The sequence below is a fragment of the Caulobacter sp. FG121 genome (assembly GCF_057809815.1).
Map to the genome: position 1 here is coordinate 25,451 of NZ_JBMDKR010000011.1, position 19,874 is coordinate 45,324.

Here is a 19,874-nt window from a genome sequence, read left to right on the forward strand (position 1 = left end):
CTCTTGCCCTTCTCCTTGTGACGGGCCAGCCCGCCGCCGCCGCTCCGGGCGGATCAGGCGTGACGCCCGAGGGGAACCCCGCGGCGAAGGCCGCGGCCGCGCCGGCCGCTTCGCCCGCGCCGCCGACCCAGCTGGAAGGCCTGGTCATCACGGCGCGTCCGATCGCGCCGCCGGTGGACACGGTGTCGGCGTTCGTCGCCGACGTGTCGGCGCAGAGCGCCAACCGCCGCCTCGCCCGCTGGGATCGCAAGATCTGTCCGGGCGTCATCGGCCTCAAGGACCCTTACGGCCAACAGATGATCGACCGGATCGCGCTGATCGCGACGACGGTCGGTCTGCAGATCGGCGATCCAGGCTGCAAGCCCAACCTGATCATCGTCGCCACCGACGACTCCCAGACGATGATCAAGATGCTCGTCGACAAGAACCCCACGGCCTTCGGCAGGTGGGAAGACGGCATCACCCGCGGTCGCGCGGCGCTGACCGACCTTGTCGAGACACCTCGCCCGGTGCGCTGGTGGCACGTCACGCATGTAACGATGGCTGACGGCCGGACCTACACCCGCGGCTCCCAGGTTCTGGTCCGCTCGATGGGCCGTGTGCGTGGCACCACCCGCGACAATTTCGACCATGTGTTCGTCATGATCGACGTCTCGCGCGTCGGCGTGATCCGGTTCAGCGCGCTGTCCGACTACATCGCCATGGTCGGCCTCGCGCAGATCGATCCCGATACCGATCCGACCGACGTTCCGTCGGTGCTCAACCTGTTCGCCGCGCGCGACAAGGGCGCGGCCCCGCCGATCGGACTGACCAGCTGGGACGTCGCCTATCTGCAGGCGCTCTACAACGTCAATCCGAACGTCATCAAGGGCAGCCGGCAGGAAGGGCAGATCGTCCGGGACATGGCCGCGCGTCTCGGCGCCGCTCCGGCGAAGGACGCCGAGGACAAGTAACCGGCGCAATTGCGTCCGTTCGGCTGGCCGCACTTGCATCCCCTTAACCTCCGCCCGATATCCGAGGGGGCGGGGATGGCGCGGCATGATTCGCGACAGACCGATCCAGTTGGAGAAGGGCACTATGAGCAACTACTTCCAGTCGGCGATGTCGGATCCGATCCAGACCGCCATGAATCTCGTGCCCATGGTGGTCGAGCAGACCAGCCGCGGCGAGCGGGCGTTCGACATTTTCTCGCGCCTGTTGAAGGAGCGGATCATCTTCCTGACCGGGCCGGTCGAAGATGGCATGAGCGCGCTGATCTGCTCGCAGCTGCTGTTCCTGGAGTCGGAGAACCCCAAGAAAGAGATCAGCATGTACATCAACTCGCCGGGCGGCGTGGTGACCAGCGGTCTCGCGATCTACGACACCATGCAGTACATCAAGAGCCCGGTTTCGACGGTCTGCATGGGCATGGCCGCCTCGATGGGCAGCCTGCTGCTCTGCGCCGGCGCCGCGGGCCAGCGCGTCGCGCTGCCGAATGCCCGCATCATGGTCCACCAGCCCTCAGGCGGCTTCCGCGGCCAGGCCTCCGACATCATGCGCCACGCCGAGGACATCCTGGCGACCAAGAAGCGGCTGAACGAAATCTATGTGAAACACACCGGCCGGACCTATGAGGAAGTCGAAACGACCCTCGACCGCGACCACTTCATGAGCGCCGAAGACGCCAAGGCCTGGGGTATCGTCGACCACGTCTACGAAACCCGCGAGAGCGCTGAAGCGGCGGCGGCCGGCGCCTAGGCGCTTCGGAATTTGAATTGAAAAGGGCCCGGTTCACACCGGGCCCTTTTTTCATCGTCAGATCGTCGCGCTCACCCGTGCGAGAAACGCGGATCGCTCATTTCCGGTCTCCACCCGGAACCGCTCAAACTCGGCCCCCGTCAGCCGGACATCGGCGAACAGACCCGCAGCGTCTTCATGGAAATGCAGGAAAGCCCTGCCCCTGCGATAAAACACGCCGCGTCCCTTTTCCGTGAGGCCCGGCAACAGGCGAATGGCCGCAAGCAGCGGTTCCAGCTGATCGAGGGCGGCCGCACCGGCGTGCTTCATGCGGTTTGGGTCCCCTAGGGCCGCCCCTTGAACACCCGATAGCCCTTCTCGTCGGCGATGCGCAGCATCTCGCGGTCGCCGGAAGTGTCGCCATAGGCCGCGGCCAGGCGCACATCCTCGCCGTAGACTTCCTTCAGGCGGCGAACCTTTTCGGGGCCACGGCAGTTGGGCCCGGCCAGCATGCCCAGCACGCGGTCGTCCTTGTCGAAGGCGAAGGCGCTGGCGATCAGCTTGTCGCAGCCCAGCCCCCGGGCGAACGGCGCGATGATCAGGTCCGGCGAGGCGCTGACGATGATGGTCTTCGCGCCGCCGGCCCGCCAGCGCCGCCAGGCCATGATCGCGTCAGGCCGGAACAGGCGAGGGGCGGCGATCTCGGCGAAGGTCCGCGCCTCGGCCTCGAGGGTCTCGCGCTTCACGCCCTTGAGAAACTCGCGGATGGCGGCCGACTTCATGCGGCCTCGGTTGCTGTGGATCAGATAGGCGATCCCTGCGGGCATCAGCCTGAAGCAGCCCCAGGCCCAGCGCAGGGGGCCGGCGCGCCATTTCAGGAAAGCGGTGAAGCTGTCCTCGACCGTCAGGGTGCCGTCGAAGTCGAAGGCGACCAGCGCAGGTTCGTCCAGCGGGTCGGCCATGACCGGCCGCGAGGACGAAAGTCCCTGCGCCAGGAGTGATCTGCGTCCCATACTTTCCCAGCCCCGGCCTTCTTGAGGGCCGTATCGATCACGATTCCGGGACATATGACACCGATGTGACGCGCCCCGAGAGGAGGTCTACCGATGCGAGCGCCGGCCTCGCTTGTGCCACAGCGGGTCAATTCCCATCTGTTCGTCCGAGAGCGACGCAATCACCGTGCCGTGTCCGGAGCCTCTTTCGCCCTGTCTGTGGCGTCTGGACGCTTGTCCCGGAACGCCGGATCGGGGATTGTCAAGGATTGGAAAACCCCCGGCGCGTATCCTGCATGTTCGATTGCGGGATGAGCCGCACAGGGGTGGGCGAATTCGGACGTGGTCCGGGGCCGCCAGAGCGTGAGAAGAGCAATGACAAAGGCCGCCAGCGGCGACTCGAAGAGCACCCTGTACTGTTCTTTCTGCGGAAAGAGCCAGCATGAGGTGCGCAAGCTGATCGCCGGACCGACCGTGTTCATCTGTGATGAATGCGTCGAGCTCTGCATGGATATCATTCGCGAAGAACACAAGATCGCCTTCGTGAAGTCCAAGGACGGCGTTCCGACCCCGAAGGAAATCAGGGAAGTGCTCGACGATTACGTCATCGGGCAGAGCCACGCCAAGAAAGTACTCTCCGTCGCGGTGCACAACCACTACAAGCGGTTGAACCACGCGCAGAAGAACAACGACGTCGAACTGTCGAAATCCAACATCATGCTCGTTGGCCCGACGGGCTCGGGCAAGACGCTGCTGGCCCAGACCCTGGCCCGAATCATCGACGTTCCGTTCACGATGGCCGACGCCACGACCCTGACCGAAGCTGGTTATGTCGGTGAAGACGTCGAAAATATCGTCCTCAAGCTGCTCCAGGCCGCCGACTACAACGTCGAACGGGCCCAGCGCGGCATCGTCTACATCGACGAAATCGACAAGATCAGCCGCAAGTCGGACAACCCCTCGATCACCCGCGACGTGTCGGGCGAGGGCGTCCAGCAGGCGCTGCTCAAGATCATGGAAGGCACCGTCGCCTCCGTGCCGCCGCAGGGCGGGCGCAAGCATCCCCAGCAGGAGTTCCTGCAGGTCGACACGACCAACATCCTGTTCATCGTCGGCGGCGCCTTCGCCGGCCTGGAGAAGATCATCTCCGGCCGCGGCCAGGGCACCTCGATCGGCTTCGGCGCCAAGGTCGCTGATCCGGACGAGCGCCGCACGGGCGAGATCCTGCGCCAGGTCGAACCGGAAGACATGCTCCGCTTCGGCCTGATCCCGGAATTCATCGGCCGTCTGCCGGTTATCGCGACCCTGGAGGACCTCGACGAGGAAGCCCTGGTCAAGATCCTCACCGAGCCGAAGAACGCCCTGATCAAGCAGTACGCCCGTCTGTTCGAGATGGAGAACGTCGGCCTGAAGTTCACCGACGACGCGCTCAACGCGGTCGCCCGCAAGGCCATCCTGCGCCGCACCGGCGCGCGCGGCCTGCGCTCGATCATGGAAGGCATCCTGCTGGAGACCATGTTCGAACTGCCCAGCTACGAGGGCGTCGAGGAAGTGGTGGTCAACGCCGAGGTCGTCGAAGGCCGCGCCCAGCCGCTGGTCATCTACGCCGAAAAGAAGGCGGGCGGCGCCAGCGCCTGACGCTTTCTGCCGGACTGATTTGGGAAGGGGCGCGGAGTGATCCGCGCCCTTTTTCATTTGCGGTTACGTGGTTCCTTCTCGCCGCCTGAACGTCCATCTTGGGGGTGGGAGGACACGTCCGAAATGGCCGACAAGACGCCAAGCGCTTCGAAGCAAGCGCTCATCCGGCACTTCCTGGTCCTGAACGGCACGCAGGAGAAGATCGACTCCGGAAGCTTCCTTCACCGTCTCGGCATGCCGGGTGGTCCGGTGTCCGATCTTCGGAGCGGTCAGATTACCTTTCGCGAGCTCTTTGCGGGCCCGATCGACGCCGTGATGGCGGCTTATGAGAAACATCGACCGGTTTGGCAGGCGGAGTACGAATCCCATGTAGACGGTGAGTTCGACGACGAAGAACTGGCGTCGATTGTCGGCTTTCTCGAAAGTGAAGCCGGCCGCCGCTTCATGCAGGCGCGTTGGCGAATGGATGCCTATGTCGAAACAAATACCGAGCATCTGGTCGAGGAGATCGTGGATGAGGCGCGAGCCGCGCTCGGACGAGGAACTGCCGCCTCGACAGAATGACACCTCGCACAGATAGCGCCTCAACAATTTGGGCCCGCGCGTCGAGACTCGCTTCAGGACCGGCTCATGACCCGTGCGCCGCCGGTCGAGGCGGACGGGCTGGCGTTTCTTCGCCGCAGCTTCCGCTGGCTGAGCGTCTGATGACGTCCTGCACGGAAGCAGCACACCCTGCTCATCGGCCTATGACGGGCGCCCGCCACGATGGGGCCGCAATGAAAACGGGGCAGCGAGAATGACGGACGGCAGAACTCGACACGGCGCGAAACGCTGGCGGATCGCCCTTTGGGGTGGGGCGGCGATGCTGTTCCTGCTGCCCCTCCTGGCCATGCAGTTCACCCGCGAGGTGACCTGGACCGGCTTCGACTTCGCGGCGTTCGGGCTCATGCTGGCCGTCGCCTGCGGCGCGTTCGAGCTGGCCGTCCGGCTGTTGCGCAAGCCGCTCTGGCGGGTCGGCGCGGGAGTCGCGATCCTCGTGGTCCTTTTGCTGGTCTGGGCGCAGGGCGCCGTCGGCCTGTTTGACCGACTGCCCATTGCCTGAGTGACGGTCCTGCCCCCTAGTTGCGCGGTCGCGCCATCTTCGGGGGGATCATGAGCAATCGCCGAACCTTCGTTCTGGGTCTGGCCGCCGCCGCCGTGGCAACGCCGGCTATCGCAAAGCCTCGCTTCCGGCCGCTGTTCAACGGCCGCGATCTCGACGGCTGGACGCCGGTGGGCGATGCGAACTGGTCGGTCGACGACGCAGTCCTGTCAGCCGACAGGGGCGCAATGAGCTTTCTGGTCTCGCGCGACAGCTTTCGCGACTTCGACCTGCGGGCGGCCATCTGGGTCAGCGCCGACGCCAACTCGGGGATCTTCATCCGCTGCGCCGACCGAACGCAGATCACGCCGGCGACCGCCTATGAGGTCAACGTCTTCGACCAGAGGCCCGACCCGACCTACGGCACCGGAGCGATCGTCAACATCGCGAAGGTCTCACCCATGCCGAAGGCCGGCGGGCGCTGGAACCTGATGGAGATCAGCGCGCGCGGGGACCGGCTCTCCGTGGTGTTCAATGGCCAGACGACCGTCGACGCCGTCCGCGACACCGCCCACCCCGAAGGGCCGATCGCCCTGCAGTACGGGGCGGGGGTGGTGAGATTCCGCAAGGTCGAGGTTCGGATCGCCTGATCCGGGGACATGTACCGAAGGTACGTGTCCCCTAAACCCGCGCCGCTCGATTGGGGGACACGTACCTGCGGCACATGTCCCCGGGTCCTACGCTGCTTCCAGTGCGCAGCCGGCCAGGGTGATGCGGTGCATCAGCCGGTAGTGGCCGTGGTAGTCGTTCTTCGCGAAATGCCAGGTCGCCCGGTTGTCCCAGATCGCCACCGTGCCGGGCTCCCAGACCAGGGTATGGACGCGATCCATGTTCATGGCGTGGGCATAGAGCTTCATCAGCAGCGGCATGCTTTCTTCGCGGGTCATGCCTTCGAAGCGCAGGGTGAAGCTGGGATTCACGTAGAGCACCGGCTTGCCGCTGCCAGGGTGTCTGATCACCACGGGATGGGTGGTTTCAGGCGTTTCAACGCCGCCCTTGGCCAGTTCCGGCTGGTCGGTCGTCGCGTAGACGCCCTTCTCGCCGAACACATGGTCGGACCCGTGCACGGCGCGCAGGCCGGCGATTTGCGCCTTCGTCTCCGCGTCGAGCGTATCGAAGGCCGCGTACATATCCGCGAACAGGGTGTCGCCCCCGCCGGGGGGCAGCTCGCGGGCGACCAGCACCGAGCCCATGGCCGGTTCGATGTCGTAGCTGTGGTCGGTATGCCAGCCGCCGCCGATGTTGGTAGTCTGCTCGGCGGTCTTCTCGACCTTGGCGATCATCGGGTAGCCCGGTGCGGCCGGGAAGAAGCGGTTCACATCGATCGGCGCGAGGCTCTCGGCAAGGGCGATATGCTGCTCCGGCGTCAGACTCTGGCCGCGAAAGATCAGCACGCCGTGGTCGAACAGCGCCTGACGAAGCGTGTCGACTTCGGCCGGCGTCAGCTGGGCGAGGTCGACATCCCTGACCTGGGCGCCGCAGCCGGGCAGGCGCTCGATGCGAAGGGCGGTCGTGATCATGGCGGGGCTCCCTGTTCGTTGGCGAGAGTGGGCCACAGGTCTGGCATATTGAATGTCACTGAAGTTACAGTGCGGCATGAGCAACGATCCCCTCGATCGCGTGGCGGCCATTCCCTGGTTCGCTCGCCAGCCGCTTGACCGTCGCGAGGCCCTGTTGCGCGAGGGCCGACTGTCGCGCCGCCAGACCGGCGAATGGATGCATGGCGAGGGCGATGAAGAAACGGGCGTTCTGGCCGTCGTCGAGGGTGGCCTCAGGCTCTACGGCCAGGCGCCAGGCGGGCGCGAGGCGCTCATCGGGCTGCTTCCGGCCGGCACGGTGATAGGCCAGAGCGCGGCCTTTGGCGGCGGTCCCCGTATCGTCACCGCGATCACCGCCTCGCCGTCGCTGGTTTTCACCCTGTCCGACGGCGCCCTGCGGCGCGTTGCGGCGGGTCATCCAGGCCTCTGGGAGGCGCTTGGCGCGTTGGTCTACGGCCAGCTGCGCGCGAATGTGCAGGCCGTCGCCGAACTGATCGCCCTCAAGCCGCGCGAACGGCTGGTCGCCCGACTTGTGCAGCTTGCCGCCGCCTCCGGGGGCGAGATCGCCATCGCCCAGGCCGACCTCGCAGAGATGATCGGCGTGACCCGCAAGGCGGTGAACGGCTGGCTGGGTGAGCTTGAGGGCGCGGGGTTGGTTGGGCGCGGGTATGGCGTGATCCGGGTGCTGGATGTGGGAAAACTGGAGCGGATGCTGGTGGGCTGACGGCATTCGCAGTGTGCGTCCTTCGAGACGCCGCTTCGCTGCTCCTCAGGATGACGAACGGGGGTGGCTTGCACTAAAGCTCGTCAGGGTGAGGAGCGAGCCATCAGGCGAGCGTCTCGAACCCCGCAGAGACCCATGACCAACCTCTTCGACACCCTGACGGCCAGCGGCGCACCCGACGCCCCCTTCCTCGAACGTCTCTCGGGCACGGTCGACAGCTACGCCGACCTGCAGGCCCATACCGCCCGTTACGCCCACGCCTTGCGCGCACTCGGCGTCAAACCCGGCGACCGGGTGGCGGTGCAGATCGAGAAGAGCCCGGAGAACCTCTATCTCTATCTGGCCGTCGTGCGCGCGGGCGCCGTCTTCCTGCCGTTGAACACGGCCTACACGCTGAACGAGCTGGACTACTTCATCAGCGACGCCGGGCCCTCGCTGGTAGTCTGCGACCCTTTGGTTGAGGAGGACGTCGGCGGCCTCATCGATACGCTCGACGCCCGGGTCGTGACGCTCGACGCAAACGGGGAGGGCAGTCTCGCCGACATCGCCGCCACCCGGCCGACCACTTTCCCGACCGAGCCGCGTGAGGCGAGCGACCTGGCGGCCATCTGCTACACGTCGGGCACCACGGGACGGTCCAAGGGCGCCATGCTGACCCATGGCAACCTGGCCAGCAACGCCGCGACGCTGGTGAAGCTGTGGCGGTTCACGGCTGATGACCGACTGATCCACGCCCTGCCGATCTATCATGTGCACGGGCTGTTCGTGGCGACCAATGTGACCCTGATGGCCGGGGCCTCGATGATCTTCCGGCCGAAGTTCGACGCCGCCGAGGTCCTGTCGCTGCTGCCACGCGCTACCAGTCTGATGGGCGTGCCGACCTTCTACACCCGGCTGCTGGCACAGCCCGGCCTGACCCGCGACGCCGTCACCGGCACGCGACTGTTCATCAGCGGCTCGGCGCCGCTTCTGGCCGAGGTCCACGATCAGTGGCGCCAGCGGACGGGCACGGCGATCCTCGAGCGCTACGGCATGACCGAGACGGGGATGAACACCTCCAACCCCTACGACGGCGACCGGGTAGCCGGGACAGTCGGCCCGCCGCTGCCGGACGTCGCTCTGCGCATCGCCGATCCCGAGACCGGCGCGATCCTGCCACCCGGCGAGATCGGCATGATCGAGGTGAAGGGCCCCAACGTCTTCGCCGGCTACTGGAACATGCCCGAGAAGACCGCCGCTGAGTTCCGCCCGGACGGCTTCTTCATCACCGGGGACCTGGGGAAGATCGACGACGCCGGCTACGTCCACATCGTGGGGCGGGGCAAGGATCTGATCATTTCCGGGGGATTCAACGTCTATCCCAAGGAGGTCGAGGAAGAGCTCGACGCCCTGCCGGGTGTGGTCGAAAGCGCCGTCATCGGCCTGCCGCATCCGGACCTGGGCGAGGGTGTCACGGCCGTGGTTGCTACCGGCGGGAAGGGCGCGTTCAGCGAGGCGGCCGTCATCGCTGCGCTGAAGGACCGGCTGGCCCGGTTCAAGCAGCCCAAACGGGTCCTGTTCGTTGACGACCTGCCGCGCAACGCGATGGGCAAGGTGCAGAAGGCTCTCCTGCGGACCCAGCATGCAGCGCTTTACAAGGACGGCAAGTGAGTTTCTATTCGCAACGTAATGCGGAGGAGCTGACATGTCCAAAAAGGTCGCGCTGGTCATCGGCGCGGGGGACGCCACCGGCGGGGCGATAGCCCGACGGTTCGCCCGGGAAGGCTTCGCCACGGTCATCGTCCGCCGCGACGCGGAGAACCTGACGGCCTTGACCGAGCAGATCACCGCCGAGGGCGGCGAGGTCCATCCCTTTGGCGTCGACGCCCGCAAGGAAGACCGGATCGTCGAGCTGTTCGCGAAGGTCGAAGCCGAGATCGGCCCGCTCGAAGTGGTTGTCTTCAACATCGGCGCGAATGTGAACTTCTCCATCGTGGAGACCACCGCCCGCGTCTACACCAAGGTCTGGGAGATGGCCGCCTTCGCCGGCTTCCTCACTGGCCGGGAAGCGGCGAAACACATGCTGCCGCGCGGCCGGGGGACCATCCTGTTCACGGGGGCGACGGCGTCCCTGCGTGGCGGCAAGGGTTTCTCAGCCTTCGCAGGGGCCAAGTTCGCGCTGCGCGCGCTGGCGCAGTCGATGGCCCGCGAGCTGGGACCGCAGGGCATCCATGTTGCTCACCCGATCATCGATGGGGCCATCGACACGGCCTGGATCGCGGAGAACTTCCCGCAGCGCTACGCGCTGAAGGACCAGGACGGCATCCTCAACCCAGGCCACATCGCCGACCTCTACTGGATGCTGCACAGCCAGCCGCGCGACGCCTGGACCCACGAACTCGACCTGCGGCCCTGGATGGAGAGCTTCTGATGACCAAGACCGTGGAATTCCTGTTCGACGTGGGCAGTCCGACCACCTACCTCGCCCACAAGCGCATGCCCGGCCTGATCGAGCGCACGGGCGCGGAGGTAATCTATGTGCCGGTGCTGCTGGGTGGCATCTTCAAGGCCACGGGCAATTCGTCGCCCGTGATGGTGCCGGCCAAGGGGGTCTACATGGGCGCGGACATGGCGCGGTTCGCGAAGCGCCACGGCATCAGCCTCAATATGAACCCGCACTTCCCGATCAACACCCTGCCGATGATGCGGATGTTGGCAGGGCTGGTCGGCGAGGACCCGTTCCCCCGGGTTGTGGACGTGCTTTTCGACGCCATGTGGAGGGGCCGCAAGCAGATGGGCGATCCGGCCGTGGTGGCTGAGGTCTTGACCAAGGCAGGGTTCGACGCCGTCGCTCTGCTGGCCGTGGCCGAAACGCAGCAGGCCAAGGACGCCCTGAAGGCCAATACCGAAGCCGCGATCGCCCGCGGCGCCTTTGGCGCACCGACCTTCTTTGTCGACGACGAGATGTTCTTCGGCCAGGACCGGCTGGACTGGGTGGAAGAGGCGCTCAGCGCCTGAGCGCTCCTCACCCTAGTATCGCCGACGCCAGCCGCAGCGTTTGCAGGTCATGTACCCGCGTTTGGCATGACTGTTGGTATAGTCGTGACCGGTGTTCAGGCAGCCAAGGAAGCGCCGGAACCGGAAGGCTTCCGAGCGCTTCGGCGTCCCTTGTCCTGGTATTGTGTCTGCTTTGGGGGGCGCCGCCGGCGGAGGTGGCGGGGCGACCGTCGAAACAGGCGCCGCCGACCTGATGCCGCAGCGGCTACACGTCCTGAACCCTGGCTTCGACCGGCTGGTCCGCCAAACATGTTCGCGCCCGATGCATTTCAGACCCGATCGAAATCCTGACACCACTTATCCCCCCGAATAAGCGTCCACCGGCCGAACACTTCGCTGGCCGTAAACCCCCAAGATACAATTCGCAGGGTAACCCGCAATCGTTAGGTGCTGCGACTCGCGATCCCCTTCAATCCCTCGATCCGTTCGTTGGCCGACGGTTGCGGACGTGACCGCGACCCGGGCGCCGTCAGAAGGCCGGTCGCCAGGCCTGAGCAGCTGACCCAAATGATCGTGGTCGGTCTCGAGCTGTATCGCGCCGCGATGGCAATGCGCCCTGAGGGGCATGGTGTTCTCGTGACGTCTTGGGGGCAGGGGTCCAAGGCGCCGCTGTTGTCAGCGTTCCGTCAGCACGCTGTCACGACAGGCTGGACACAGCCGCGTCCGCCTTGCGACGCTGGTTCAGCGACAAAGGAGACAGTCATGACCGACACGCTCACCTCAGATCTCGCCGATGCAACGGCCGGTGAAACCGTGCGGGCGATTGCGGCGGGCCGGATCAGCGCGCTGGAGGCGACAGACGCGGCTATCGCCCGCATCGAGGCGCGAGACGGGCCGGTCAACGCCGTGGTCGTGCGCGATTTCGACCGGGCTCGCAAGGCGGCGAAGGAGGCCGATGCTGCCGTAGCCCGAGGTGAGCGGAGGCCGCTGCTGGGCGTGCCGATGACCGTCAAGGAAGCGAACTGGGTCGCCGGTCTGCCGACAACCTGGGGCATGGAACACTGGAAGGACTGGAAGGCGCCGGTCGATGGCGTAGGGATCGCGCGGCTCAGAGCGGCCGGCGCGATTATTCTCGGCAAGACCAACGTGCCTCAGATGTTGGCCGACTTCCAGAGCGACAACCCGGTCTATGGCCGCACCAACAACCCCTGGGACCTGACGCGCGGCCCCGGCGGCTCGTCGGGCGGCAGCGCCGCGGCCCTGGCGGCCGGTATGGTTCCGCTGGAGTTCGGCTCCGACATCGGCGGTTCGATCCGCATTCCGGCGGGCTTTTGCGGCGTCTACGGGCACAAGCCCAGCTACGGCGCGGTGCCCCTGCGAGGACATACCCCTCCCGGGCTGGAGGGTGTCGACGTGCCGGTCGCGGTGATCGGGCCGATGGCCAGGACGGCGGCGGACCTCGATCTGGCCCTCAGCGTTCTGGCCGGACCAGACGACATGGAGGCGGCTGGCTACAGCCTGCGGTTTCGGCCGCCGCGCCATGAACGACTGGCCGACTTCCGCGTGCTCATCCTTGATCAGCACCCGTTGGCGGCGACGGACTTGGAGATCGTCGCGGCGCTGAACGGTCTCGGCGACAGACTGGAGGACCTCGGGGCCCGGGTCGACCGCCAGACCGACCTGCTGCCCGACCTCGTCGAGGCGCAAGGCGTCTATGGCGCGATCCTCAATGTCGCCATGACCCGCGGTCAGCCCGGCGCTCGGCCGCCCAGCGCCCATGACTGGATGGGCCTGCTCGACGCCCAGCTGGCCATTCGGCGCCAATGGACGCGGCTGTTCGAAGGCTTCGACGTGGTGCTGGCGCCGACGCTGGGCACGCTGGCCTTTCCGCATGACGACAGTCCGGACCTCGGCGCGCGGAAACTGCTGATCAACGGCGAACAGACCGCCTACTACAGTCAGCTCGCCTGGTCAGGGGTGGCCACCCTCGCGCACCTGCCCGCCACGGCCGCGCCAATGGGCCTGAGCAATGCGGGGCTCCCGATAGGCGTGCAGATCATCGGACCCTATCTCGAGGACCGAACGACCATCGCCTTCGCCGAGCTGCTGGAAAGGGAGTTTGGCGGGTTCGTGAAGCCGCCGGGCTACTGATCCTCCTCCATCGGGGGAGGTGGATCGCCGTCAGGCGAGACGGAGGGGGTCCGCTCAGATCGCGGGTGACCCCCTCAGTCAGGCCTGCGGCCTGACAGCTCCCCCGATGGGGGAGCATCAGCCGGCGATCAACGCCGCCCGCTCCTCCGGCGCCAGTGGTCGCCAGCGGCCTTCGGGCAGGGCGCCCAGGGTGATCGGTCCGATGCGGGTGCGCAGCAGGTCGACGACGCGCAGTTCGACGAGGTCGCACATGCGGCGGATCTGGCGGTTGCGGCCTTCCTTGAGCACGAAGCTCAGCGTCTGCTTGCCGGACAGATTGACCTGGGCCTGTTTCAGCTGGCGGCCGTCGAGTTCGAGGCCGTAGCGCAGCAGTTCCAGCTTGTCGGTGGTGATCTCGCCGATCACCTGGACACGATATTCCTTCTCCAGATCGGAGTCGGGGCCGATGACGGCCTTGGCCACCACGCCGTCCTCGGAGAGGATCAGCAGGCCGCGGCTGTCCATGTCGAGCCGGCCGATCGGGGCCAGTCGGCTGTCCCGGCCGGGGATGGCCGTGCCCGGACCCCACAGGGTGCTGCGGTTGATCAGCCGCACGGCCGGAATCTGCTCGCCTTCAGGCTGGGACGAGACGATGCCGACCGGCTTGTGGAACATCAGGGTCAGGCTTGACGACAACTCGCCCGTCGCCTTGTCGGCGAGGGTCAGGGTCTGGCCGGGCAGAATCTTGCGGCCCGCGTCCTCCACGATCTCGCCGTCGATGGTTACCAGCCCGCGTCCGATCAGCGCCTCGGCCTCGCGGCGAGAACAGACGCCGCTCTGGGCCAGCCAGCGATTCACGCGCTGCGGTTCGGCTTCGTCGTAGGTGCGGGTCCAGGCCATGGCGCTGTGTCTAGGCCAGCGCCCGGGCGGGTCAACCCGCTTCCGCCGCCGTCTTCATGTCGCGAAGGCCTTCCTCGAACACCGGGCCCATCATCTTCTCGGAATTGAAGACCAGGCTCATCAGCTTCGCCATGAAGGGCTGCGGACCGTACATCGCCCAGGTGACCCGCGTGCCGCCGGCCTCGGGGGCCAGGGTGAACTCGGCGGTATTGTGGGCTTCGAACGGCTTCATGAAGTCGAGCTTGATCAGCACGCGTTGGCCGGGCTCGGCTGCGGTGATTTCCATGCCGCCGGTTCCGGTTTTCGGGCCGTCCCAGGCGTAGGTCGCGCCAAGACCGCTGGCCGCGCCGCCGTAGCTGCGCTTGAGGGAGCCTTCGGCGTCCATCTTCTCGAACGGCGACCAGACGGTCCATCGGTGAAAGTCGCTGATCAGGGGGTCAATCGTGGCCGCCGGGGCATTGATGACCGTGCTGCGCTCGAGCCGAAAACTGTTGGGCCGGCTGGCCACGAACGCCAGCAGGGCGACGACGAGAACGCCGACGACCAGAAGGATAATGATGGGCAGGCTCATGGGGTCTCTCCGATCAGGCCTGCTCGGCCGGCTGGTTCATCGCCCAGTGGACGCCAAATCTGTCCTTGAGGGAACCCCAGCGGTCTCCCCAGAACATCAGCGCCACCGGGTTCAGGACCTCCAGGCCTGCGTCGACCGCCCGCTGGAACCAGGCGTCTATGTCGTCGACCACCAGCTGCATGGTGAAGCTGTGCGAGGGCTGGAATTCGTAGCCGCTCTCCGGGAAGCAGTCGCTGAGCATGAGCGAGCCTCCGTTGATCTCCAGATGGCAGTGCATCAGGCGTGTGCCGTCGTCAGTCGGCAGCCGGCGGTGTTCGACCGCGCCGAAGGCGACTTTGTAGAGCTCGGCCGCCTCGGCCGCGCCGATCACGTTCAGATAGGGGATAACGCCCTTCATAGGCGGGGTCTGTTCGGTCATGGGGTGTCTCCCGGGTGCGCTGGTCAGAGGGTCGGCAGCAGGGCGGCCAGCTGGTCGGCAGCGGCCCCCCAGCCGTCGGTGAAGCCCATCTGTTCGTGGGTCGCCTTGTCCTCGGCGCTCCAGTGGCGGGCCTTGCCGATGTAGCGGGTGCGACCGTCGCCGAGATCCTCGAATTCGATGTAGCCAACCATGAACGGCTTGCCGACCGGGACCCAGTCGGCCGCGAAGGCGTCGGTGAACACCAGGCGGCGATTGGGCTCGACCTCGAGAATAGACCCCTTGCTGTCCACCACCTCGCCCTCGGGGCCCTGCATGACGGTGTCGAACCGCCCGCCCGAGCGCAGGTCCATCTCACAGGCTGTCACTCGCCAGGGTTTGGGGCACCACCACTGCATGAGGATGTCCGGGGTGGTCCAGGCCCTGAAGACCTTGGCAACGGGCGCGTCGAATATGCGTTCAATGACCAGTTCATGCTCGGGCGCCATGGGCGGGTCCTGTCTTGGCTGGGTGTTGTCCGGAGGACGAACGGGCAAGGCCGTATCCGACAGCCCGGGGCGAAGATTTTCAGTCAGTCTCGGCGCTTTGGAGGAGCCGGTCGAGGTGGCGGCGGATATGGGCCGCCTCAGCCGGTGTGTTGGCCAGAGCTATGGCCTGGTTGAACGCGACGCGCGCACCGGCGTCATCGCCCAGTTGCTGCAGCAAGGCGCCGCGCACGCCGAAGAAATGAAAATAGCCCGCCAGCCGGGACTCCAGCGGCGCGATCAGGTCCAGGGCCGCTTGTGGCCCCTCGGTCTTGCTGACGGCCACCGCCCGATTGAGCGTCACAACCGGAGAGGGGACGAGCCTTTCCAGGGCGCCATAGAGGGCGGCGATCTCGGCCCAGTCCGTGTCTCCTGCCGTCGTTGCGCGGGCATGCAGGGCGGCGATCGCGGCCTGTATCTGGTAGGGCCCGGGACGACGGTGGCGCATCGCCTTGTCGACCAGCGCCAGGCCTTCGCGGATCAATCGCTGGTCCCACAGCGACCGGTTCTGGTCGTCCAGCAGGACAATTTCTCCGTCGGCGTCGAAACGGGCCCCGGCACGGGCGTGCTGCAACAACAGCAGGGCGGTCAGGCCCATGATCTCCGGGTCGGTCCGGTAGAGCCGAAGCAGCAGTCTGGCCAGACGAATGGCCTCGTCCGCCAGCCGCGCGCGGTCGTCCTGCCGGCCGCCGGCGGAATAGCCTTCGTTGAACACGAGATAGATCATCGCCGCCACCGCCGCGACGCGTTCAGCGCGTTCGGCGGGCCCCGGGGTCTCGAACGGCACGCCCGCGCCTGCGATCCTGCCCTTGGCCCGGGTAATCCGCTGCTCCATGGCGCTCTCGCCGACCAGAAACGCCCTGGCGATCTGTTTCACGGAAAGGCCCGAGACGACCCGCAGCGCCAGCGCGATCTGCTGCGTCGCGGGCAGGTCGGGATGGCAGCAGATGAACATCAATCGCAGCACATCGTCGCGATAGTCCGCCCCGTCGAGTCGTTCGGCGAGCGGTGTCTCCGCGTCTTCCCTGTCGGACAATTCAGCCTCGTCGGGGAGGCTCGTCTGCTTCGCCCGTCGGCGTGCGCCGTCGATGCCGGCGTTGCGGCCGACCATGATCAGCCAGGCGGCCGGATCGCGCGGCGGGCCGTTGACGGGCCAGGTCTTCAGCGCCCGCAGGCAGGCGTCCTGGAAGGCCTCCTCGGCCATGTCCAGGTCGCGGAAATAGCGCAGCAGCGCTCCGACCGCCTGGGGCCGCGCGCTGGTCAGGGCGGCGTCGATCCAGGCGGGGTCCGTCACCCGAGCGCCTTGCCCGGCCGGAAATATCCGATTGGACGGATTTCGTAGGCACCGCCCGGATTGGCCGCCGCCAGCTCGCGGGCGATTTCCAGACCCTCCTCCAAACCATCGATGTCCAGCAGATAGAAGCCGAGCAGCTGTTCCTTGGTCTCGGCATAGGGACCGTCGATGACGAGGTCCTGGTCCTTGCGCAGCGTCGTGGCCGCGGTGGTCGGCAGCAGGCGTAGCGAGGGGCCCAGCTTGCCGGTCACATCCAGCTTCTGCTGGACCGCCTCTAGCCGCGCCATCACCGCCGCGTCCTGCGCCTTGTCCCAGGCAAAGACCTCGGCCTCGTCGTTGTAGCAGAGCAGGGCATAGAGCATCAGCGGGTCTCCGTTCCATCCAAGGACGAACCAGTATGCCGCGCTCCGACAGACCTGTTGGGAATTTTCAGGGCCGGCCGCCCTGGATCGGAAATGGAACCTCGGCGGTGGCGAAGTGTTCTTGGATCAGAGGACAGGGCGAAGCGCCCGTCCAGGAGCCTGCCCCCAATGCGAAAACATATTCTGGCCGCCGGCATCGCCGCGGTCGCGCTGATGCCGTCGTTTGCGATGGCCCAGCAACAGACCTGCGAGCAACAGCGCAGCAACCGCGTGGCCGGCACGATCGCCGGCGCCGGCATCGGGGCCGTCGTGGGCGGAGCCGTGGCCGGCAAGGATGACCGCGCCGCCGGCGCGGTGGTCGGCGGCATCGCCGGAGCCATCATCGGCGCCCAGGTCGCCAAGTCGAACGGCGACTGCGCCCACGCCTACGGCTACTACGACAGCAAGGGCCTCTGGCACGCCAGCGACGTCAGCCAGGCGCAGGCCGCCGGCTACTACGATCGCAACGGCGACTGGGTCCAGGGCGCCCCGAACGGCTACTACGACGCGAACGGCCGCTGGGTCGCCGCGACGTCTACGGCGTCGTCGAATGGCTACTACGACAGCAACAACCGCTGGGTGCCGGCGTCATCGAACGGCTATTACGACAGCCGTGGCCAATGGGTCGCGAGCGCGGCGAGCGGCTACTACAACACGCGCGGACAATGGATCGCCGGTCCGGCCACCGGTCGCTACGATCGTGACGGTCGCTGGATGGCCGGCCAGGCTTCGGGCCGCATGAACGCCGATGGCGTCTGGGTCGCCGACGCCCAGCCGGGCTACTACGACTCGAACGGCCGTTGGCACGCCGGCGAGACCTACGGCTACTACGACACCATGGGGCGCTGGACCGCGACCCGCGCGACCCCCGTCAGCGACCGTCAGGCCTATGGCCGATACGACAGCAACGGCGTCTGGCACGCCAGCGACGCGGCGGTCACGAACGCGGCCGGCTACTATGATCGCAGCGGCGCCTGGGTTCAGGGCGCGCCGAACGGCTACTACGACGCCTCCGGCCGCTGGGTCGCGGGTCAGCCAGGCAACACCGCGAACGGCTACTATGACGGCAACAACCGCTGGGTTCCGGCGTCCTCGACCGGATATTACGATGGCCGCGGGCAATGGGTCGCGGGCGCGGCCAGCGGCTACTACAACATGCGTGGCCAGTGGGTCGCAGGTCCGGCCACGGGTCGCTATGACCGTGATGGCCGCTGGATCGCCGGCCAGGCCCAGGGGCGTCCGAATGCCGATGGCGTCTGGGTCCCCGATGCGCAGCCTGGTTACTACGACTCCAACGGCCGCTGGCATGCGGGCGAAGCCTACGGCTACTACGACGTGTCCGGGCGCTGGATCGCCACCTCTTCATCGCGCGGCCCGGATATGTCCACCAATCCGTGGGCTGGAGCGCCGGCCGATCTGCGGGGCCGCGAACGCTGGCTCGATCTCAAGATCCGCGCCGGTATCCGCCAGGGCACGCTGAGCACCACCGAAGGCAATCAGGCCCTGCGGACGCTCGATCTGATCCGTCGTCAGGAACTGCGCCTTCCGCACCGGAACGGGCAGCTGAACCGCGCCGACACGATGCGGATCCAGGCGCGCCTCGATACGCTGGCGAACGGCCTGCACTGGATGCGCCGCGACGGCGGCCCGCGCGGCTACTAGCTTCCGGCTGAATTGAACGACCAAAGGCGCGCCCGTCGGACCCTGTCCGGCGGGCGTTGCCGTGTCAGGCCTGGACCGCGGCCCGCTCCGCGCGGCGAAGCTGTTGCAGCTGGCGGAAAGAGATCAGCCGGCGGCTGCCCTCATCCCACAGCGACAGGGACACCGTCTTGAAGCTCTCCAGCAGACCCAGCCGGCTGACGTCCCGAAGCTCCGGGTGGTCCTTCAGCACCTTGGTCAGGCGGTAGTAGGGAATGCGGCTGTTCACGTGATGCACGTGGTGGACGCCGATGTTGGCGGTCATCCAGCGCAGCGGGGCGGGAAGGTCGTAGTGCGAGCTGCCGTGCAGCGCCGCTTCCGTCTGTTCCCACTCACCCTTGCGGGCCCAGTAGGCCCCCTCGAACTGGTGCTGAACGTAGAACAGCCAGACTCCGATCGAGGCCGCCAGCAGGATGGTCGGCAGATGGATCAGCAGGAGTCCCTTCCAGCCGCCCAGCAAGACGACCGCCGTGACGATCACCGCGATCGTCACGTTGGTGCCCATGGCGCTGAGCCAGGGCTTCCAGCCTTCCTTCATCAGTCCCATCGGCATGCGCTGCTCGATCACGAACACCCAGGCCGGGCCAATGACGAACAGCACGATCGGATTGCGGTACAGGCGGTAGCCGACACGCTTGAGAAAGGGCAGGGCGCGGTACTCGGCGACGGTCAGGGTCGCGATGTCGCCCAGTCCGCGGCGGTCGAGGTCCCCGGACGTGGCGTGGTGGATCGCGTGCGACCGGCGCCAGCAGTGATACGGCGTCATGGTCAGCACGCCGATCAGCCGTCCGGTCCAGTCGTTGGCGGCCGGGCTGCGGAAGAAGGATTGATGGCTGCAGTCGTGCTGGACCATGAACAGTCGCACGAGGAAGGCCGCCGCCGGGATCGACAGCAGCAGGGCCAGCCACCAGAGGCCGAAGATCGCCGCCACCCAGGCGACGGTCCAGATGGCCGCCAGCGGCGCGGCGCTCAGCACGATCTCGAGGATCGAGCGACCGTGGCTGGGCTGCTGATAAGCCGCGAGGATCTTGCGCCAGCGGCGCGGTTCGGAGGGCGTAGAGGTCACTGTTTCTTCCCGACTCGCGCCGACCGTTTCTTGTGCGAACGATCTAGCCCGACAATGCGACGGAGATGTTTAAGCCCGCGTATCGAGTCGCGCGAGGCGCCGTTGTGACGCGCGCCTGCGGACCGAGGGCTGTGTGGCCTTCCGGATACG

The 19,874-nt window shown here is 66.8% G+C and carries 21 protein-coding genes and 1 pseudogene; 11 read left to right on the plus strand and 11 right to left on the minus strand.

All coding sequences use genetic code 11. The annotated features are described in order from the left end of the window. Positions 1–73: 73 nt before the first annotated feature. Positions 74–148: pseudogene (locus tag ACODSL_RS19115) on the minus strand (hypothetical protein); the annotation flags it as partial. A 953-nt stretch (positions 149–1,101) separates the two neighbouring features. On the opposite strand from ACODSL_RS19115, the gene ACODSL_RS19120 reads away from it, so the two are divergent. Then, the gene (locus ACODSL_RS19120) at positions 1,102–1,737 is read left to right on the plus strand and encodes an ATP-dependent Clp protease proteolytic subunit (protein ID WP_488902411.1); all 636 of its coding nucleotides are present in this window, start codon (positions 1,102–1,104) and stop codon (positions 1,735–1,737) included. Between the two features lie 57 nt (positions 1,738–1,794). On the opposite strand, the gene ACODSL_RS19125 is transcribed toward ACODSL_RS19120, so the two are convergent. Together ACODSL_RS19125 and ACODSL_RS19130 are read right to left on the minus strand one after the other, a co-directional pair. Next, positions 1,795–2,046 carry a hypothetical protein gene (locus tag ACODSL_RS19125; protein ID WP_488902327.1) on the minus strand — a complete coding sequence of 84 codons (252 nt, stop codon included), beginning with the start codon at positions 2,044–2,046 and terminating at the stop codon, positions 1,795–1,797. Positions 2,047–2,060: 14 nt separating this feature from the next. Next, entirely contained in the window at positions 2,061–2,729 is a 669-nt protein-coding gene (locus tag ACODSL_RS19130) for an HAD-IB family hydrolase (RefSeq protein WP_488902328.1), read from the minus strand. A gap of 354 nt (positions 2,730–3,083) precedes the next feature. On the opposite strand from ACODSL_RS19130, the gene clpX reads away from it, so the two are divergent. The 4 genes from clpX (at position 3,084) to ACODSL_RS19150 (ending at position 6,077) form a co-directional block, all read left to right on the plus strand. Next, positions 3,084–4,346 carry an ATP-dependent Clp protease ATP-binding subunit ClpX gene (clpX, locus tag ACODSL_RS19135; protein ID WP_488902329.1) on the plus strand — a complete coding sequence of 421 codons (1,263 nt, stop codon included), beginning with the start codon at positions 3,084–3,086 and terminating at the stop codon, positions 4,344–4,346. Positions 4,347–4,469: 123 nt separating this feature from the next. Further along, on the plus strand, positions 4,470–4,910 hold the full coding sequence (locus tag ACODSL_RS19140) for a hypothetical protein (protein WP_488902330.1): 441 nt from the start codon (positions 4,470–4,472) through the stop codon (positions 4,908–4,910). A gap of 232 nt (positions 4,911–5,142) precedes the next feature. Further along, on the plus strand, positions 5,143–5,448 hold the full coding sequence (locus ACODSL_RS19145) for a hypothetical protein (RefSeq protein ID WP_488902331.1): 306 nt from the start codon (positions 5,143–5,145) through the stop codon (positions 5,446–5,448). A 50-nt stretch (positions 5,449–5,498) separates the two neighbouring features. Next, on the plus strand, positions 5,499–6,077 hold the full coding sequence (locus ACODSL_RS19150; RefSeq protein WP_488902332.1) for a 3-keto-disaccharide hydrolase: 579 nt from the start codon (positions 5,499–5,501) through the stop codon (positions 6,075–6,077). A gap of 87 nt (positions 6,078–6,164) precedes the next feature. Here ACODSL_RS19150 and ACODSL_RS19155 read toward each other — a convergent pair whose 3' ends face one another. Then, positions 6,165–7,007, minus strand: a complete 843-nt coding sequence (locus tag ACODSL_RS19155; RefSeq protein ID WP_488902333.1) for a TauD/TfdA dioxygenase family protein — start codon at positions 7,005–7,007, stop codon at positions 6,165–6,167. A gap of 76 nt (positions 7,008–7,083) precedes the next feature. On the opposite strand from ACODSL_RS19155, the gene ACODSL_RS19160 reads away from it, so the two are divergent. The 5 genes from ACODSL_RS19160 to ACODSL_RS19180 all read left to right on the plus strand — a co-directional run bounded on the left by ACODSL_RS19160 (position 7,084) and on the right by ACODSL_RS19180 (position 12,876). Continuing rightward, complete coding sequence (locus ACODSL_RS19160) at positions 7,084–7,749, plus strand: Crp/Fnr family transcriptional regulator (RefSeq protein ID WP_488902334.1); 666 nt, start codon at positions 7,084–7,086, stop codon at positions 7,747–7,749. A 135-nt stretch (positions 7,750–7,884) separates the two neighbouring features. Next, a complete protein-coding gene (locus ACODSL_RS19165; protein WP_488902335.1) occupies positions 7,885–9,399 on the plus strand; it encodes a malonate--CoA ligase in 1,515 nt (504 codons plus the stop codon). A gap of 34 nt (positions 9,400–9,433) precedes the next feature. After that, entirely contained in the window at positions 9,434–10,159 is a 726-nt protein-coding gene (locus tag ACODSL_RS19170) for an SDR family oxidoreductase (RefSeq protein WP_488902336.1), read from the plus strand. Beyond that, positions 10,159–10,746 (plus strand): 2-hydroxychromene-2-carboxylate isomerase, encoded by a 588-nt coding sequence (locus tag ACODSL_RS19175; protein WP_488902337.1) that lies wholly within the window; start codon positions 10,159–10,161, stop codon positions 10,744–10,746. Before ACODSL_RS19170 ends, ACODSL_RS19175 begins: the two co-directional genes overlap by 1 nt. Positions 10,747–11,487: 741 nt before the next feature. Continuing rightward, positions 11,488–12,876, plus strand: a complete 1,389-nt coding sequence (locus tag ACODSL_RS19180; protein ID WP_488902338.1) for an amidase family protein — start codon at positions 11,488–11,490, stop codon at positions 12,874–12,876. Positions 12,877–12,993: 117 nt separating this feature from the next. On the opposite strand, the gene ACODSL_RS19185 is transcribed toward ACODSL_RS19180, so the two are convergent. The 6 genes from ACODSL_RS19185 to ACODSL_RS19210 form a co-directional block, all read right to left on the minus strand. Then, positions 12,994–13,755, minus strand: a complete 762-nt coding sequence (locus ACODSL_RS19185; protein WP_488902339.1) for a pseudouridine synthase — start codon at positions 13,753–13,755, stop codon at positions 12,994–12,996. Positions 13,756–13,786: 31 nt separating this feature from the next. Next, positions 13,787–14,326, minus strand: a complete 540-nt coding sequence (locus ACODSL_RS19190) for an SRPBCC family protein (RefSeq protein WP_488902340.1) — start codon at positions 14,324–14,326, stop codon at positions 13,787–13,789. Between the two features lie 13 nt (positions 14,327–14,339). Next, positions 14,340–14,744 carry a VOC family protein gene (locus ACODSL_RS19195; protein WP_488902341.1) on the minus strand — a complete coding sequence of 135 codons (405 nt, stop codon included), beginning with the start codon at positions 14,742–14,744 and terminating at the stop codon, positions 14,340–14,342. A 23-nt stretch (positions 14,745–14,767) separates the two neighbouring features. Then, positions 14,768–15,229: an SRPBCC family protein gene (locus ACODSL_RS19200; protein ID WP_488902342.1), complete on the minus strand. Its 462-nt coding sequence runs from the start codon at positions 15,227–15,229 to the stop codon at positions 14,768–14,770. Between the two features lie 79 nt (positions 15,230–15,308). After that, positions 15,309–16,559, minus strand: coding sequence for an RNA polymerase sigma factor (locus tag ACODSL_RS19205; RefSeq protein ID WP_488902343.1), 1,251 nt, complete (start codon positions 16,557–16,559; stop codon positions 15,309–15,311). Next, the gene (locus tag ACODSL_RS19210) at positions 16,556–16,921 is read right to left on the minus strand and encodes a YciI family protein (protein WP_488902344.1); all 366 of its coding nucleotides are present in this window, start codon (positions 16,919–16,921) and stop codon (positions 16,556–16,558) included. Before ACODSL_RS19210 ends, ACODSL_RS19205 begins: the two co-directional genes overlap by 4 nt. 168 nt (positions 16,922–17,089) lie before the next feature. Here ACODSL_RS19210 and ACODSL_RS19215 point away from each other — a divergent pair, with 168 nt between their 5' ends. Beyond that, positions 17,090–18,622 carry a YMGG-like glycine zipper-containing protein gene (locus ACODSL_RS19215; RefSeq protein ID WP_488902345.1) on the plus strand — a complete coding sequence of 511 codons (1,533 nt, stop codon included), beginning with the start codon at positions 17,090–17,092 and terminating at the stop codon, positions 18,620–18,622. A gap of 64 nt (positions 18,623–18,686) precedes the next feature. On the opposite strand, the gene ACODSL_RS19220 is transcribed toward ACODSL_RS19215, so the two are convergent. Beyond that, on the minus strand, positions 18,687–19,724 hold the full coding sequence (locus ACODSL_RS19220) for a fatty acid desaturase (RefSeq protein ID WP_488902346.1): 1,038 nt from the start codon (positions 19,722–19,724) through the stop codon (positions 18,687–18,689). Between the last annotated feature and the right edge of the window lie 150 nt (positions 19,725–19,874).